Consider the following 14,733-nt stretch of genomic DNA (forward strand, 5'->3'; position numbering starts at 1 on the left):
GGCGGGACGCCTCATCCGTCACACGCGGCCGGAGCCGGGAAGGTTCAGCTCTGGGCGTCGATCTTCCAGATGCCGCCTTCCTGGACCAACGTGAAGGTGTCGTTCTCGCCCTTGCCCCCGTCGTAGAGGACGTGCGCGGTGACCCGCCCGGGACTGATCTCCCGCACGCTGTCGGCCTTCACCGACTTGTACTGGCGCCAGAAGTTCTGGTACGTCGCCAGCGTCTGCCTGCGCGACGCCTTGAAGCGGTCCGTGAGCAGGTTCCACGCCTCCGCTGTGTTGTTCGGCAGCAACGCGTAGTACGCGCTGAGCGCGTCGGCCGCGGTCTTCGTCGACGCCACGCTCGAAACCGGCGTCGAGGTGGGCGGTGCCGACGTCGTGGGCGCCGTCGAAGGGGACGTCGGCGCCGGGGACGTCGGTGGCGGCGGCGTGACCGAAGCCGAGGCGGAAACGGACGGCGACGCCGGGGGCGCGGCGTTGTCCGTCGGCGGCTTCTGCCGCACGACCAGCAGGATCGCCACCACGACCGCGACGCACAGCAGCGCCGCGCCCGCCCCGACGGCGATCAGGCCCTTGCGCGCGCCCGGTGACACCGAGGCGACCTCGCCCGCGGGCACGGCGACCGCGGCGGGCGCGGGCGGCACCGGGGGCACCGCCGCCGGCTCGGCCTCGGGCAGCGTCGCCGCCAGCACCGACTCGCCGGGCTCGGCGTCCGGCAGCAGCGCGACGAGCTCCCGCTCGACCTCGTCCATCGACGGCCGCTCGGCCGGGTCGGAGGCGAGCATCCGCAGCAGCAGCGGCGTCAGCCTGCCCGCCTGCTCCGGCGGCTCGATCTCGCCGCTGGACGCCTTGTAGAGCAAGGCGATCGGGTTGTCGGCGGTGCCGTACGGCGGCTTCCCCTCGACCGCGGCGTAGAGCGTGGCGCCGAGGGAGAAGACGTCGGCGGCGAAGTCGGCGTCCTCGCCGCGGGCCACCTCGGGCGCGAGGTAGGCGGGCGTGCCGGCGATCTCGCCGGTCGCCGTCAGCTTGACGTCACCGATCGCGCGGGAGATCCCGAAGTCGGTGATCTTCGCCGTGCCGTCCTCGGAGACCAGGATGTTGGCCGGCTTCACGTCGCGGTGCACGACCCCGGCGCGGTGCGCGCCGGCCAGCGCGGAACTGATCTGCGCGCCGACGCGGATGGCGTCGTCGACCGACGTCGGCTCCTCGCGGATCAAGACCGCGAAACTCTTCGACGGCAGGTATTCCATGATCAACCACGGCCGGTCCTCCTCCTCGAGGACCGCGAACACGGTGATCGCGTGGGAATGCTGCAACCGGGCGGCGATCCGCGCCTCGCGCATCGCGCGGTTCTTCGCTTCTTGCGTGCGGTGCTCGTCGTGGTCGTGCGGCAGCAGGAGTTCCTTGATCGCCACGGTGCGGTCGAGCTTTTCGTCCTGGGCCCGCCACACCGTGCCCATCGCGCCGCCGCCGATCGGCTCGAGCAGCCGGTACCGATCGCGGATCCGGCGACTTTCCACGAGCATCCACCATTCTCCGAAGTGGCCGAGAGATCCGGTCAGCATGCCAGCCGTGGCGGCCCACCGGTACCAACCTAACCGAAAACCTTGGGCGGGCAGTGCAATCGCGCGCTGTGGCGCCGCCCACCCGGATACCCGCGATCCTAACGAACAACCCCGAACGCGCGATCAAGTGCGTCCACGATCTCCTTGCGCAGCCCGGCGCCGACGGCGATCGTCGCCACGGAACCGACCGTGTGCTCGCTGCCGTCGCGGTCGACGACGGCACCGCCGGCCTCGCGCACGAGCAGCACGCCGGCCATGGTGTCCCACGGGTTGTTGGACAGGATCAGTGCGGCGTCGAGCTTTCCGTCCGCCGTCCACGAGAGGTCGACCGCCGCGGTGCCCAGCATCCGGATCTTCTGCGCCCGCGCGCCGAGGTCGGTCAGCAGCGCCAGCCGCGCGCGGTTCTTCTCTTCGGCGAGTTCCCCGATCGCGAAGTCACCGACGGCGATCATCGCGTCGGACAGCTCCGTCGCCCGCGACGCGCCGATCCGCTCCCCGTTAGCGAAAGCACCTTCGCCGCGCGCGGCCGTGTACGTGACGCCGAGGTACGGCAGGGCGATCGCGGCGACCGTGCTGTGTTCGCCGTCCACGAGCGCCAGGGAAATGCCGCAGAGCGGAATCCCGCGGGCGAAGTTCGCGGTGCCGTCGATCGGGTCGAGGGCCCACCAGCGGCCGCCCTCGGCCCCGCTGCGGCCGCGCTCCTCGCCGAGGAAGCCGAGTTCGGGGGTTTCGGCGGCGAGGAACTCCCTCAGCACGTCCTCGACGGCGGTGTCGACGTCGGTCACCAGGTCGCGATCGCCTTTCGCGGAAACGGAAAAGGTCGGGCGCGACCGGACGATCCCGGTCGCCTTCGCCACGGCTTCGCGCGCGACGGCCAGCAGTGCGGCATGCTCGGTCATGCCACCCAACATAGAGAAGGGACGCGCCCATGACCGAGCTGTTCCCGCTCGCGACCACCACCGACGAGCAGGCGCGGCGGGCGTCGGTCGCGGTGCTGCCGATCGGCAGCTTCGAGCAGCACGGCGCACACCTCCCCCTGGCCACCGACGCGGTGATCGCGGCGACCCTCGCGAAGGCCGTCGCCGCCGCGTACCCGGTGTTCCACCTGCCTCCGATCACGATCTCCTGCTCGCACGAACACGCGGGGTGGGCCGGCACGGTGAGCATCTCGGCGCGCACGTTGCACGCCGTGGTCACCGACGTCGCCGAGTCGCTGAAGGCGTCCGGCGTGGACCGGCTCGTGCTGGTCAACGGGCACGGCGGCAACTACGTACTGTCCAATGTGGTCCAAGAGGCGGCGGGCGCGATGGCGTTGTTCCCCGGCGTCGCGGACTGGCAGGCCGCGCACACCGCGGCCGGCCTGCGGACGTCGCTGGACGACGACATGCACGCGGGCGAGCTGGAGACGTCGATCCTGCTGCACGCGCACCCGCACCTGGTCCGGCCGGGGTACGAGGAGGCCGACCACGTCACCGACCGGGAGCACCTGCTGACGCGCGGCCTGCGGGCGTACACGGAATCAGGAGTGGTCGGCCGTCCCTCGCTGGCGACGGCGGCGAAGGGACACGTCCTGCTGGACACGCTGGTCCGGCGCTTCGCCGGGGCGCTCGACGCGTTAGGCGCCTGAGAAGGCCTGGTCCAGGTGCGGGAGCAGGTGGGCCATCCGCTCGGCCTTCGTGCGGAGGTAGCGCAGGCTTTCCGGGTTCGGCGGAACCAGCAGCGGAACCTGCTCGCTGATCCGGATTCCGTAGCGCGTCAGCTGCTCGACCTTCTCCGGGTTGTTCGACAGCAGCCGCACCGACCGGACCCCCAGGTCCTGCAGGATGGCCGCCGCCGCGTGGTAGTCGCGGGCGTCGATCGGCAGGCCGAGCGCCACGTTCGCGTCGACCGTGTCGAGGCCTTCGTCCTGCAGCCGCATCGCCTTCAGCTTCGCGAGCAGGCCGATCCCGCGGCCCTCGTGGCCCTGGACGTAGACCAGTACGCCCGAGCCCTCCTCGACGATCCGGTCCAGCGCCGCCGCCAGCTGGTCGCCGCACTCGCAGTGCGTCGAGCCGAAGACGTCGCCGGTCAGGCACTCGCTGTGCACGCGGGTCAGCGTGCCGAGCTCGGTGATCTCGCCGTACACCAGCGCGACCTGTTCGGTGCCGGCCCGGTCGAGGTAGCCGACCGCGCGGAACGTCCCGTGCCGGGTCGGCAGCCGGGTCTCGACGACCCGTTCGACCACGGCCCGGTGCGGCACGTCCCCGACGACGTCGCTTGCGGTCATGATTTCAACCCCACTTCCGATTCGATCCCGGTGTCGGCCGCGGAGCGCGGCGCGGGCACGGCACCGGTGTGCGGAGCGCGGGTCACGCGGAACCCGGCGACGCTCCGGACGAGCAGGACACCGGCGCCGGGCAGGCTCGCGACCAGCGTGAGCACGCCGTAGACGACGGCGACGGTGACACCTGGGGCGGCGCCCAGACCGGCCGCGCCGAAGAGCAGGGCGCAGACGCCCTCGCGCGGGCCGAAGCCGCCGATGTTGAGCGGGAGACCCATCGCGAGCAGCGCGAGGACCATCAGCGGGACCAGCTGCCCGACGGACGCGGTCACCCCGGCGACCCGGGCGGCGACGACGAACAGCGCCAGGTGCCCGGCCAGCGTCGCGGCCGACAGGAAGCCGACGCTGGGCCAGGTCTCGCGGGTGAACAGGCCGAGCCGCAGGTCGGCGAGGGTGACGGCGAAGCCGCGCCGGACCTTCGACTCGCTGTGGATCCAGCGCCCGCCGAACACCCGGCCGGCGACGATCCCGGCGACCGCGGCGAGCACGACGACCACGCCGGTGACCGTCACGACCTCGCGGAAGGCGCCGGGCACGGCATCCGGGACGAGGAGCACGACACCCACCGCGGACGCGATCAGCACGAGCTGGCCGGCGGTGCGCTCCAGGACGACGGCACGCACGCCGCGCGGCACGTCACCCGAGTCGCGGCCGTGCTGCACCGCGCGGTGGACGTCGCCGAGGACGCCCGCGGGCAGCACGCCGTTGAGGAACAGCGCGCGGTAGTAGTCGGCGACCGCGGTCCGCAGGGAAAGCCGCAGGCCCAGCCGGGTGGCGACGATCTGCCAGCGGCCCGCGCTGAACCCCGTCGTCGCGAAGCCGATGGCCAGGGCGGCCAGCACGCCGGGCGCGCTGATCCGGCCGAGACCGTCGAGGAAGGCGGCGCTGCCGAGCTGCCAGACGAGGACCGCGAGGATCCCTACCGCGCCGAGGATCCGGAGCCACGCCAGTGCGCGCTTCACGCCGCCACCCCCGGGCTCGGCGGCAGGACCAGCAGGTCGCCGTGGTGGACCACCGCGTGCAGCTCGCCGGCCGCTGCCATCTCCAGCCGTCGCTGCAGGTAGACGTCGGAGACCGGGCGCAGTTCCGGCAGCTGCTCGACGGCGGCGCCGACCCAGCCCTCGAGCCACTGCCGCTGCAGTTCCGCCTGGTCCGGCCCGAGCCGCCACGCGCTCTCCGCGCGCACGACGGTGGCGCCGAGCCGGCCGAACGCCGTCGCGGCGACGTCCACCGCGGTCGGGCCGAGCAGCCGGCGGCCGCCGGTGAGCCGCCGCTGGTGGGCGTTGAACGCGGCGGAAAGAGCGGGGTCGAGCGGGTCGCCGGGCGAGAGCTCGACCTTGCCGGTGACCGACAGCATCAGCAGCGCCGCGCAGCCCGCTTCGGCGATGGCCGTGGCCAGCGCCGTGACCTCGTCCCTGGTCAGCAGGTCGAGCAGCGCGGACGCGGTGACCAGCGACGTCCCGGCGAGGTCGGCGGCGCGCAGCGCGGTGACGTCCCGCCGCTCGGCGACGGCGTCGACGGGGCTGCCGTCCAGCGCGGTGGCCGGCAGCTCGGTGCGGGCGCGCTCGAGCAGCCCGGGGTCGTTGTCGTGCAGGATCCAGTGCTGGGCGCCGGGCAGGCGGGCGGCGAGCCAGCGGCCGAGCGAGCCGGTGCCGCAGCCGAGGTCGCGGATGACCAGGTCGCCCTCGGGCAGGTGCTCGCGCAGCGTCTCGACGAGTTCGGGGGCGCGGGCCGCGGCGTCGGCGGGTTCCCGCAGGTAGAGCCAGTCCGGCGCGAACGCGGTCATGCCGCCGCCTCCTGCCGCTGGACGATGTCGGCGATCCGGCGGGCGGTGTCGTCCCAGCCGGTGAGGGTCTCGCGGCGCAGCTTCGCCGCGGCCCGCAGCCGCGTCCGCAGCTCGGGTTCGGTGAGCCAGCGGCGCAGGGCCGCGCCGAGCGCCGCGACGTCGTCGCCGGGGACGAGCATCCCGGGCACCGAGCCGTCGGGGGCGACGCCGAGGGTGTCGGGCAGCGCGTCGACGGCCGTGGTCAGCACCGGCACGCCGCGCGCGAGGGCTTCGGTGACGACCATGCCGTACGTCTCGGCGCGCGAGGGCAGGACGAGCAGGTCGGCGGAGTGGTAGGTCGCGTCCAGCGCCGCGCCGGTCCGGGGGCCGGTGAGGGTGAAGCGGGCGCCGAGCCGGTGCTCGCGCAGCCGCTCGACGTACTTCGTCTCGCGCCGGATGCCGCCGACGCATTCGCAGGTCCAGCGCAGGTCGGCGACGGTTTCGAGGGCCTGGGCGAGCACGCCCTGCCCCTTGCGCGGGGTCACGTTCGCGACGCAGACCAGCCGGGACACGCCGTCGGTGCCGACGGCGGGCGGCGCCGGGTCGACCCCCGGTGGCACGGCGTGCACGCGGTGCGGGGCCAGGCCGTGGTGGCCGATCAGCCGGCGCGCGGCCCACTCGCTGGTCGCGACGACCGAGCTCGCGGCCCGCAGCGTCTCGCGCTCCAGCGCGTCGAGCTCGGCGGCGAGCGCGGGCGGCAGGCCCGTCTCGTCGGCCAGCGGCAGGTGCACCAGCACCGAGAGCGACAGGCGCCGGGCCTGCGGGACGACGACCTCGGGCACGCCGCACGCGACCAGGCCGTCGAGCAGCACGGCCGACCCGGTGGGCAGCGCGGCGAGGAGGTGGCCGAGGACCGCGCGGGCCTCGGTGTCCGGCCGCGGCCAGGAACCGGCCACGGCGATCTCGTGCACGTCGAGCCCGGCGGCGGTGAGCCGGTCGCACATCCGGCGGTCGTAGGTGTTGCCCCCGCTGGGAACGGACGCGTCGTCGACGTCCCCGGGCAGGACCACGTACAGCGCGGTCACAGCGCACGCTCGTAACTCGCCCAGGCGACGTGCGACTCCTTCAGCGAGACGGCGATGCCTTCGAGTCCTCGCGCGCCTTCGCCGAGGCGGCCGGCGTGGACGGCGTCGGCGAGGCGGTCGGCCACGACCTTCGCGAGGAACTCGGTCGAGGTGTTGACGCCCTTGAACTCCGGCTCGTCGTCGAGGTTGCGGTAGTTCAAGTCGCTCAGCACCGCCTTGAGCTCTTCCGTGGCCTTGCCGATGTCGACGACGATGTTGTCCTCGTCGAGTTCGGCGCGGCGGAAGGTCGCGTCCACCACGAAGGTCGCGCCGTGCAGGCGTTGCGCGGGTCCGAAGACTTCTCCGCGGAAGCTGTGGGCGACCATCATGTGGTCACGGACGGTGATGCTGAACACCAAGACCTCCGATGCGTTCGGGTGGACGTGGTCACTGCGGCTGATACATGACACGGAGGCAAAGCGCGGAAAGTTCATTCCCGGCCAGCCGGGGTAGCACGGACGGCAGATCTTCAAACGCGCACTCGCCGCTGACCAGTGCTTCGAACGCCGGATCGGCCAGCAGCTCGAGCGCGACGGCCAGCCGCTGGGCGTAGCTGCGGTCCGGGCGGCCGACCGTCCCGACCTGGCTGCTGCGGATGACCAGGCGCCGCGAATGGAAGTGCTCCCCGAGCGGTACGGCGACCCGGCGGTCGCCGTACCAGGACATCTCGACGACCTCGCCTTCCGGCGCGAGCAGCTCCAGCGCGCGGGTGAGCCCGGCCTCGCTCGCGCTCGCGTGCACGACGAGGTCGCAGTCACCGTGGGCGCGTTCCGGGGTCGAGAAGTCGACTCCGAGTGCTTCGGCGATGTCGGCGCGCGAGGGGTCGACGTCGACGAGCTGCACGCGCGTGGCCGGGAAGCCGCTGAGCAGCTTCGCGACGCTGGCGCCGACCATCCCGGCGCCGATGACGGCGATCCGGTCCCCGAGCCGCGGCCGCGCGTCCCAGACGGCGTTCATTGCGGTCTCGACGGTGCCGGCCAGGATCGCGCGGCCGGGCGGGACGCCGTCCGGCACCGGCGTCACCGCGCTCGCCGGGACGACGTACGCGGTCTGGTGCGGGTAGAGGCAGAAGACGGTCCGGCCGGTCAGCTCGGCCGGCCCGCGTTCGACGACGCCGACGTTGAGGTAGCCGTACTTGACCGGGCCGGGGAAGTCGCCGTCCTGGAAGGGCGCGCGCATGACGTCGTGCTGGCTCGCCGGGACGCCGCCGCGGAAGACGAGCGTTTCGGTGCCGCGGCTGACGCCGGAGCACAGCGTGCGGACGAGCACGTCGTCCGGTCCCGGCTCGGGCAGCCGCTCCTCCCGCAACTCCCCGACACCGGGCTTTTGAACCCAGAAAGCCTGTTCCACGTGTTTCTCCTCAGCGGGCGACCGGAGGCTGGTGTCGCCACCCTATGAGCGATTCGCGGAGTCGACGATGATCAAACAGGACCTTCTCCTGCGCGCGGTGGTTCCGGCGTGGGTGCTCGCCGCGGGGGTCGTCGCGGGCCTGTCCCCCCTCGCCTGGGCCACCGGGCTCGTGTTCGGGATCGCCTTGGTGCTGCTCACGGAATGGGGCCTGCGCCGCGCCGGCCGCGCCGCGTTCGGCCCGGCGGACTGGATCACGTTCGCCCGCGCGACGCTCGTCGGGTGCGCCGCGGAACTGATCGCGGACGGCGGCCTGTCCGTCGCGTGGCTGGTCGGGCTGGCCGGCATGGCCCTGCTGCTGGACGGCCTCGACGGCCAGGTGGCCCGCCGCACCGGCACGACGTCGGAGTTCGGCGCGCGGTTCGACATGGAGGTCGACGCGTTCCTGATCCTGCTGCTGTGCATCCAGGTGTCCCGGACGCTGGGGCTGTGGGTGCTGGCGATCGGCCTGATGCGGTACGTGTTCGTCGCGGCTTCGTGGTCGATGCCGTGGCTGACCGCGCCGCTGTACCCGAGCATGGCGCGCAAGACCGTGGCCGCGGTGCAGGGCGTGGTGCTGGTGGTCGCGGTGTCCGGGCTGCTACCGGTGGCGGTGTCGCTGGTGCTGGTGGCCGCGGCGCTGGGGTCGCTGACGTGGTCGTTCGGCCGGGACGTCGTGTGGCTGGCCCGCCACCGGGTGGCCGAGCCGAGCCGGATCGTGCAGCTGCCGCGCCCCTTCCACAGCCAGGTCTGGCGCGGCAACCAGGCGGCTTAGCCCGACTCGCGGGCGGCCCGGGCCCGGCGCTTGCCCTCGTGCATCGCCACCACCCGGGCGATCGGGATCGTGTGCCCCTCCGCCACCAGGTCTTCCGGCAGCACGAACGGCTCGGGCATCTCCGCGGTCCACGGGTCACCGCCGTCGAGGAGCGCCGGCGCGGTGTGCACGGTGAAGTCGGCGGGCTTGACGCCGTCGAGGTCGGCCCAGGCCACCGGGAACGACACCGGCACCCCCGGGCGGTGGCGGGGGCTGTACACCGAAATGACCGTCGCCCCGCCGGCCCGCGTCGAATCCAGGAACACCTTGCCTTCACGGCGTTCCCGCACGAACTCCGTCGTGCCGAGCGCCGGGTCGATCCGCTCGGCACGGGCCGCGACCGCGCGTGTGGCCGCGGCGATGTCCTCGGTCGACTGGCCCGGTGCGAGCGGCACGAAGACGTGCGCGCCCTTGGCGCCGCTGGTCTTCACCGCGCCGTCGAGACCGTCGTTGCGCAACGCTTCCCGGACCAGCTTCGCGGCGCCCACGGCCAGCGAAAACGGGCCGTCCTCGGGCGGGTCGAGGTCGAGGATCAGGTGCGTCGGGCCGTGCTCGGGGCCGCCGCGGTAGAGCGACGTGTGGTACTCGATCGCCCGCTGGTTGCCGAACCAGATCAGCGTGCGGAGGTCGTTGCAGAGCGCGTACGAGACGTCCCGCTTGGACGTCTCGGCCCACACCGACACCCGCTCGACCCAGTCCGGCGTGTACTTCGGCAGGTTCTTCTGCATGAACGGGCCCTGCCCGCGCAGCACCCGCAGCACGGTCAGCAGCCGGTCGCGCAGCTCCGGCAGCATCCGCTCGGACGCGGCTTCGAGGTAGTCGAGCAGCTCCCGCTTGGTCACCCCCGCGTCGGGGAAGACCTCCTGGTCGAGACTGCTCAGCTTGACCCCGTGCCGAACCTCTTCGCCGCTCATCGGCCCACCCTCGCGCCTCGGGCGCGAAGCGGTCAACCTCAGAACGGCAGCTGCGAACGGAGCCGGTCGAGCCAGCGGTCGACGGTGTCCTCGGCGCGGTCGTGGTCGTTGGCCTGGCGGGCCGCGTCGGCGCGCGCCTGGACGTGCTGCCCGATCGTCGCCGCGTACTGCGGGAGCGCGTAGACGTTCTGCCAGTACCCGGCGCGCATCTCGACCGTGGACACCTTCTCGTAGCCCGCGGTCGCCTTCGCGAAGTCGAAGCCGTAGCGCGTGCCCGACGGGTCCGGGCCGTTCGCCGTCACGACGATGACCGTCGGCCGCGCCTTCATGACGACCTCGGTCGGGTCGGCGCCGCGGGCGATCGCCGCGTCGTTGAGCCCGATGTAGTCGATCGAGTTCCAGCCGCTGTAGTACGGGATCGCGCCCGCGTCGGTGACGGCGAGGCTGCGGGCGGCCGGCGGGACGTCGGCCTCGGCCAGGCCCTTGCCGATCGCGATGTGCGCGCGCTGCAGGTCCGGGCCGTAGTTCGCGATCACGCCGAGGTCGGGCGCGCTCGCGCCGCCGACGGCCGACCAGCCGACCGCGACCAGCCCGAGCAGCGCGCCCACCAGACGCGGTTTCAGCGTCCCGGCGGCGATCCCGGCGCCCAGGCAGAGGACGGGGATCGCGTGGTCGGCGAAGCGGTCGAGGTAGTCCATCGTCGGGCCGGACACCGCGTACGTCACGTAGGTGACGGCCACAGTGACCACCAGCAGCACGCCCATCGCCCGCGTCGCCGCACGGAGCAGCAGCGACAGCGTCAGCAGCAGGAGCGGGAGCAGCAGCACCGTCGTGTGCTTGGTCCACAGCCAGCCGGAGTCGAGGTGGCCGAACTTGACGTAGAAGGTGTTCGGCAGCAGCTGGCCGTAGAACCGCCAGCGCCAGACGAAGTAGCCCGCGCCGACGACAGCCGCCGCGAGCGTCCACCAGCGCGCCGACGCGCGGCCGCGTTCGCGCCAGAACCACAGCGCGACGACCGGCAGCGCGGCCAGCACGCCCTCGGGCCGCAGCATGCCGAGCAGGAGCAGCAGCACCGGCGGCTCCCACGTCCGGACCCGCTCGTTCGCCGGCACGCGCAGGCCGAGCACGACGATCCGCAGCAGCACGGCGGCGAACGCGGCCGTCTCGAGGCCGGCCGTGAGGTGGAAGTAGGTCGGCAGGAACACGACGTACGCGCCCGCGCCGACCAGCACGCCGGTGAGGCCCGCGCGGCGGTGGCCTTCGCGGATCAGCAGGTACAGCGTGCCCAGGCCGAGCAGCAGCGACGTCACCTTGGTGAACAGCGGCAGCGCGAGCCCCAGCCACGCGCCGAGCCCCGACCAGACCACCCACGCGAAGTTCGTGAAGCCCTCGACGCGCGGGCCGTCGACGTTCCACACCGGCCCGTGCCCGTCGGCGAGGTTCGCCGAGTAGCGGAAGCTGATGAAGGCGTCGTCGATGGTGAAGAACCAGGCCGCCCACGCGCCGACGAGGAACGCGGCGAGCAGGACCAGCGAGACCACGATCAGCGGCGCGCGGCGGGTGGTCCGGGCGGGTGCGGTTTCTTCGGGCCGGGCGTCAGCCTCGATCGCCGTCATGGGTTCCCCTCGGGTGGCTTTGCCGACCCGACACTGTAGCCGGGGCGGCTCAGACCAGCGGACGCCCGGTGCGCAGCCGGCGGCGCAGGTCCCACAGGCAGAGGTTGTACGGGAACCGCCGCACCGCCGTGGGCAGCACCCGCACGACCCGGCCGATCGCGCCGAGCAGCGCGTCGAACCGCCGCTGGTCGGCGTCGGTCCACGGCAGCCGCATCTCGTCGCGGAACCGCTGCGGGAGGAACCCGGTGGTGACGAACCGGTGGAACCGGCGGCCGGGCGCGGCCAGCACCGGGTGCACGAACCGCAGGTCGACGATGGCGGTGAGGTAGCGGCGGACGGTGTCGTCGATGCCGACTTCGGTCAGCTCGGCCGCCCAGTACGCCTCGAAGGCCTCGCGGTCGGCGGGCCACATCTCCGCACGCACCTGCAGCGTCGTGCCGAGCGAAGCGGCTTCGCGGTAGAAGTGCCCGGGCTCGCCGCCGACGAACGCGAGGTAGATGTCTTCGAAGCCCTTGTACAGGCAGGCCGCGACCCACAGCTGGAGGCCGGTGTCGAAGGCGTTGTAGGCGACCGGGCTCCCGTCGGTCGAGTGGACCTGCGCGTGCGCCCCGTTGACGCCGCGGCGGTAGGCCGCGCGCTCGGCGTCGGTCCCCATCGTCGCGACGGCGAGGTAGGTGAGCGTCGTCCGGGTCCGCTTCACCGGGTGGCGGAAGAGGTTGCCGCTCTCGACCCGGCTCTCCAGCACGCCGTACCCGACGGGCGCGCGGGCGAGCTGCATGATCACGTTCGCGCTGCCGGCCAGCAGCCCGGCGCCGATGACGGCGTCGTGGAGGGCGGTCTCGGCCACGGGCTCGCCTCCTGGGTCGCCTCCCAGGGAACCGCGCCTGTTGACGGTATGTCAAGAGCGGTAGGCGGCCCGGGCGAACGCGATCAGGGCGCGCGCCGCCGGGCTGAGCGGGCCCTCCGTCCGCCACGCCAGCGCGAGCACACCGCGCAGGCCGGGTCCCGCGATCCCGACGATCCGCAGCTCGGTCCGGTGGTAGCGGCCGAGGGACTCCGGCACGATCGCGACGCCGAGGCCGCGCACCGCGAGCTGCACCAGGACGTTCGGGTCGGCCGCCTCGAACGCGATCCGCGGCGTCAGTCCCTCTCGCGCGAAGGCGGCGTCCAGCGCGGTGCGCAGGCCCGTCCCCTTCGGCAGCGCCATCAGCGGCAGGCCGTCGAGGTCCCGGATGTCGACCTCGGCCCGGTCGAGCGGCCCGTCCGGCGCGGTGACGGCCAGGAACGGCTCGTCCAGCAGGACCTGCGTCGCGATGCCCGGCGGCGGGTCCGTCGAGAGGCCGACGACGGCGAGGTCCAGGCGGCCTTCGCGCAGCGCCGCGAGCATCGTGTCGGAGTTGGCCTCCGACAGCGTGATCTCGACGGCCGGGTAGCGCTCGTGGAAGCCGGCCAGCAGGTCCGGCAGCCGGACCGGGCCCGCCGAGGTCACGGCGCCGATCGCGACCTGGCCGCGGACCAGCCCGGCCAGCTCGTCGACGGCTTCGCGCACGCCCTGCACCGCCGCGAGCGCGGCCCGGGCGTGCGGGAGGGCCGCGGCGCCGACGTCGGTGAGCCGGACGGTCCGGCCGGAGCGGTCCAGCAGTTCCTGCCCCAGCTCCCGCTCCAGCCGCCGGACCTGCGCGCTCACGCCGGGCTGGGCGACGTGCAGCCGCTCGGCCGCGCGCGTGAAGTTGCCTTCTTCGGCGACCGCGACGAAGTAGGCGAGCTGGTGCAGTTCCATAAGCACTGATTCTAACTGGCAGACAAACCAGATCTTGGACTTCTGATCGGTTCGGCCCGAAGCTGGAAGCAGCGAACGAAAGGAGCCGAGATGAACACCCTCCGCCCAGGTCAGGACGGTTACGCCGAAGAAGTCGCCGGGTTCCAGACGGCGGTGCCCAGTGCACCCGCGGTCGTCGTGACCGCCGAGAGCGCCCAGGACGTCGTCGACGCCGTGCGCTACGCCGCCGAGCACGACCTGCGGATCGCGGTCCAGGCCACCGGGCACGGCCTCACCGCGGGCACCGACGGCCTCCTGATCAGCACCCGCCGGCTGACCGGCGTGGAAATCGACGCTTCGGCCCGGACGGCCCGGGTGGCAGCGGGCGTGCGCTGGGGCGAGGTCATCGAAGCGGCCGGAGCCCACGGCCTGGCGCCGCTCAGCGGCTCGTCGCCGGACGTCGGCGTCGTCGGCTACACGCTCGCGGGCGGCTTCGGGCTGATGGCCCGCCGGTACGGCCGCGCCGCCGACCACGTCCGCGCCCTCGACGTCGTCACCGCGGACGGCGAGCTCCAGCGCGTCGAGCCCGGCTCGGACCTGTTCTGGGCATTGCGCGGCGGCCGCGACAGCTTCGGCGTCGTCACGGCGATGGAGTTCGACCTCTTCCCGGTGGACCGGCTCTACGGCGGCAGCCTCTACTTCGGTCCCGACGACGTGCCGGCGGTGCTGCGGGCCTGGCGCACGTGGTCGGCGGCCGCGCCGGACGCGCTGACGACGTCGCTGGCCATGGTCGAGTACCCCGACCTCCCGGTGCTGCCGGAACCGCTGCGCGGCCGGCACATCGCGCAGGTTCGCATCGCCTACTTGGGCGAGGACGGCGACGAGCTGGTCGCGCCGCTGCGGGCCGCGGCGCCGGTCCTGATGGACACGCTCAAGGTCATGCCGTTCACCGAGTCCGGGTCGATCGCGGCCGAGCCGCGGCAGCCGCACGGCTACCACGGCACCAACGCGACCGTCTCGCAGCTGAACGACGCCATGCTCGACGCCGTCGTCGAGCACGCGGGCCCGGGTGCGGCCACGCCGCCGGTGCTCATCATCGACCGGCTGGGCGGCGCGCTTTCCCGGCCGGCCGGGATCGCGGGCGTGGGCTGGGACAGCTCGGCGGAGTTCGTCGTCCGGGCGCTGTCGGTGGTCGGCGACGGCGGGGTCGCGGCCGTCCGGAGCACGCACGCGAAGCTGTTCGACGCGCTGGCGCCGTGGACCACCGGGCGGCTGCTGCCCTTCGTGTACGGCGAGCACGCCACGATCGAGGGCGTCCACCCGGCCGCGGACCTGCGCCGACTCGGGGAGCTCAAGCGCCGTTACGACGTTCGGAGCACCCTCCGGAAGGCCGGACCGGAGGCAAAGGCGGAGTAAGCGGTCGTCCTATACTCGCCCGGACGATCACACCGACGGGGGAACCGACTTGCG

The 14,733-nt window shown here is 73.3% G+C and carries 15 protein-coding genes; 3 read left to right on the forward strand and 12 right to left on the reverse strand.

The features are described from left to right. Positions 1-44: 44 nt before the first annotated feature. On the reverse strand, positions 45-1,526 hold the full coding sequence (locus AB0B33_RS28650; protein WP_360777297.1) for a serine/threonine-protein kinase: 1,482 nt from the start codon (positions 1,524-1,526) through the stop codon (positions 45-47). 137 nt (positions 1,527-1,663) lie between these two features. Then, positions 1,664-2,464, reverse strand: a complete 801-nt coding sequence (locus AB0B33_RS28655; protein ID WP_360777299.1) for an inositol monophosphatase family protein — start codon at positions 2,462-2,464, stop codon at positions 1,664-1,666. Between the two features lie 29 nt (positions 2,465-2,493). On the opposite strand from AB0B33_RS28655, the gene AB0B33_RS28660 reads away from it, so the two are divergent. Continuing rightward, a complete protein-coding gene (locus AB0B33_RS28660; RefSeq protein WP_360777301.1) occupies positions 2,494-3,192 on the forward strand; it encodes a creatininase family protein in 699 nt (232 codons plus the stop codon). Here AB0B33_RS28660 and ribA read toward each other — a convergent pair. The 6 genes from ribA to AB0B33_RS28690 are packed head-to-tail and all read right to left on the reverse strand — an operon-like array spanning position 3,181 to position 8,124. After that, positions 3,181-3,831, reverse strand: coding sequence for a GTP cyclohydrolase II (gene ribA, locus AB0B33_RS28665; RefSeq protein WP_360777303.1), 651 nt, complete (start codon positions 3,829-3,831; stop codon positions 3,181-3,183). The two genes, AB0B33_RS28660 and ribA, sit on opposite strands and share 12 nt — an antisense overlap. Next, positions 3,828-4,847: a lysylphosphatidylglycerol synthase transmembrane domain-containing protein gene (locus AB0B33_RS28670; RefSeq protein ID WP_360777305.1), complete on the reverse strand. Its 1,020-nt coding sequence runs from the start codon at positions 4,845-4,847 to the stop codon at positions 3,828-3,830. Before AB0B33_RS28670 ends, ribA begins: the two co-directional genes overlap by 4 nt. Next, the gene (locus tag AB0B33_RS28675) at positions 4,844-5,671 is read right to left on the reverse strand and encodes a class I SAM-dependent methyltransferase (protein ID WP_360777307.1); all 828 of its coding nucleotides are present in this window, start codon (positions 5,669-5,671) and stop codon (positions 4,844-4,846) included. Before AB0B33_RS28675 ends, AB0B33_RS28670 begins: the two co-directional genes overlap by 4 nt. Then, positions 5,668-6,735, reverse strand: coding sequence for a glycosyltransferase family 4 protein (locus AB0B33_RS28680; protein WP_247018126.1), 1,068 nt, complete (start codon positions 6,733-6,735; stop codon positions 5,668-5,670). The genes AB0B33_RS28675 and AB0B33_RS28680 overlap by 4 nt, the downstream gene beginning before the upstream one ends. Beyond that, on the reverse strand, positions 6,732-7,130 hold the full coding sequence (locus AB0B33_RS28685) for a 6-carboxytetrahydropterin synthase (protein WP_086857063.1): 399 nt from the start codon (positions 7,128-7,130) through the stop codon (positions 6,732-6,734). Before AB0B33_RS28685 ends, AB0B33_RS28680 begins: the two co-directional genes overlap by 4 nt. 31 nt (positions 7,131-7,161) lie before the next feature. Further along, complete coding sequence (locus AB0B33_RS28690) at positions 7,162-8,124, reverse strand: zinc-binding alcohol dehydrogenase (protein WP_360777309.1); 963 nt, start codon at positions 8,122-8,124, stop codon at positions 7,162-7,164. Positions 8,125-8,191: 67 nt separating this feature from the next. Here AB0B33_RS28690 and AB0B33_RS28695 point away from each other — a divergent pair, with 67 nt between their 5' ends. Then, on the forward strand, positions 8,192-8,935 hold the full coding sequence (locus AB0B33_RS28695) for a CDP-alcohol phosphatidyltransferase family protein (protein WP_360777311.1): 744 nt from the start codon (positions 8,192-8,194) through the stop codon (positions 8,933-8,935). Here the strand turns inward: AB0B33_RS28695 and AB0B33_RS28700 are convergent. The 4 genes from AB0B33_RS28700 to AB0B33_RS28715 are packed head-to-tail and all read right to left on the reverse strand — an operon-like array spanning position 8,932 to position 13,284. Beyond that, complete coding sequence (locus AB0B33_RS28700; RefSeq protein ID WP_360777313.1) at positions 8,932-9,888, reverse strand: ATP-dependent DNA ligase; 957 nt, start codon at positions 9,886-9,888, stop codon at positions 8,932-8,934. The two genes, AB0B33_RS28695 and AB0B33_RS28700, sit on opposite strands and share 4 nt — an antisense overlap. Before the next feature lie 38 nt (positions 9,889-9,926). After that, positions 9,927-11,504, reverse strand: a complete 1,578-nt coding sequence (locus AB0B33_RS28705; RefSeq protein ID WP_360777314.1) for a hypothetical protein — start codon at positions 11,502-11,504, stop codon at positions 9,927-9,929. Between the two features lie 49 nt (positions 11,505-11,553). After that, positions 11,554-12,351, reverse strand: a complete 798-nt coding sequence (locus AB0B33_RS28710) for an oxygenase MpaB family protein (RefSeq protein WP_360777316.1) — start codon at positions 12,349-12,351, stop codon at positions 11,554-11,556. A 51-nt stretch (positions 12,352-12,402) separates the two neighbouring features. Further along, complete coding sequence (locus AB0B33_RS28715; protein ID WP_360777318.1) at positions 12,403-13,284, reverse strand: LysR family transcriptional regulator; 882 nt, start codon at positions 13,282-13,284, stop codon at positions 12,403-12,405. A gap of 90 nt (positions 13,285-13,374) precedes the next feature. Between AB0B33_RS28715 and AB0B33_RS28720 the strand changes: the two genes are divergently transcribed. Further along, the gene (locus AB0B33_RS28720; protein WP_360777320.1) at positions 13,375-14,679 is read left to right on the forward strand and encodes an FAD-binding oxidoreductase; all 1,305 of its coding nucleotides are present in this window, start codon (positions 13,375-13,377) and stop codon (positions 14,677-14,679) included. The last annotated feature ends 54 nt before the right edge of the window (positions 14,680-14,733 follow it).

The organism is Amycolatopsis sp. NPDC049159 (assembly GCF_040648295.1).
Classification (GTDB): domain Bacteria; phylum Actinomycetota; class Actinomycetes; order Mycobacteriales; family Pseudonocardiaceae; genus Amycolatopsis; species Amycolatopsis pretoriensis_A.

Excerpts from the sequence above, each read along its gene's own strand:
- AB0B33_RS28650 (WP_360777297.1), bottom strand. The coding sequence starts at position 1,526 with ATGCTCGTGGAAAGTCGCCGGATCCGCGATCGGTACCGGCTGCTCGAG.
- AB0B33_RS28695 (WP_360777311.1), top strand. The coding sequence starts at position 8,192 with ATGATCAAACAGGACCTTCTCCTGCGCGCGGTGGTTCCGGCGTGGGTG.
- AB0B33_RS28705 (WP_360777314.1), bottom strand. The coding sequence starts at position 11,504 with ATGACGGCGATCGAGGCTGACGCCCGGCCCGAAGAAACCGCACCCGCC.
- ribA (WP_360777303.1), bottom strand. The coding sequence starts at position 3,831 with ATGACCGCAAGCGACGTCGTCGGGGACGTGCCGCACCGGGCCGTGGTC.
- AB0B33_RS28715 (WP_360777318.1), bottom strand. The coding sequence starts at position 13,284 with ATGGAACTGCACCAGCTCGCCTACTTCGTCGCGGTCGCCGAAGAAGGC.
- AB0B33_RS28675 (WP_360777307.1), bottom strand. The coding sequence starts at position 5,671 with ATGACCGCGTTCGCGCCGGACTGGCTCTACCTGCGGGAACCCGCCGAC.
- AB0B33_RS28700 (WP_360777313.1), bottom strand. The coding sequence starts at position 9,888 with ATGAGCGGCGAAGAGGTTCGGCACGGGGTCAAGCTGAGCAGTCTCGAC.
- AB0B33_RS28660 (WP_360777301.1), top strand. The coding sequence starts at position 2,494 with ATGACCGAGCTGTTCCCGCTCGCGACCACCACCGACGAGCAGGCGCGG.
- AB0B33_RS28720 (WP_360777320.1), top strand. The coding sequence starts at position 13,375 with ATGAACACCCTCCGCCCAGGTCAGGACGGTTACGCCGAAGAAGTCGCC.
- AB0B33_RS28655 (WP_360777299.1), bottom strand. The coding sequence starts at position 2,464 with ATGACCGAGCATGCCGCACTGCTGGCCGTCGCGCGCGAAGCCGTGGCG.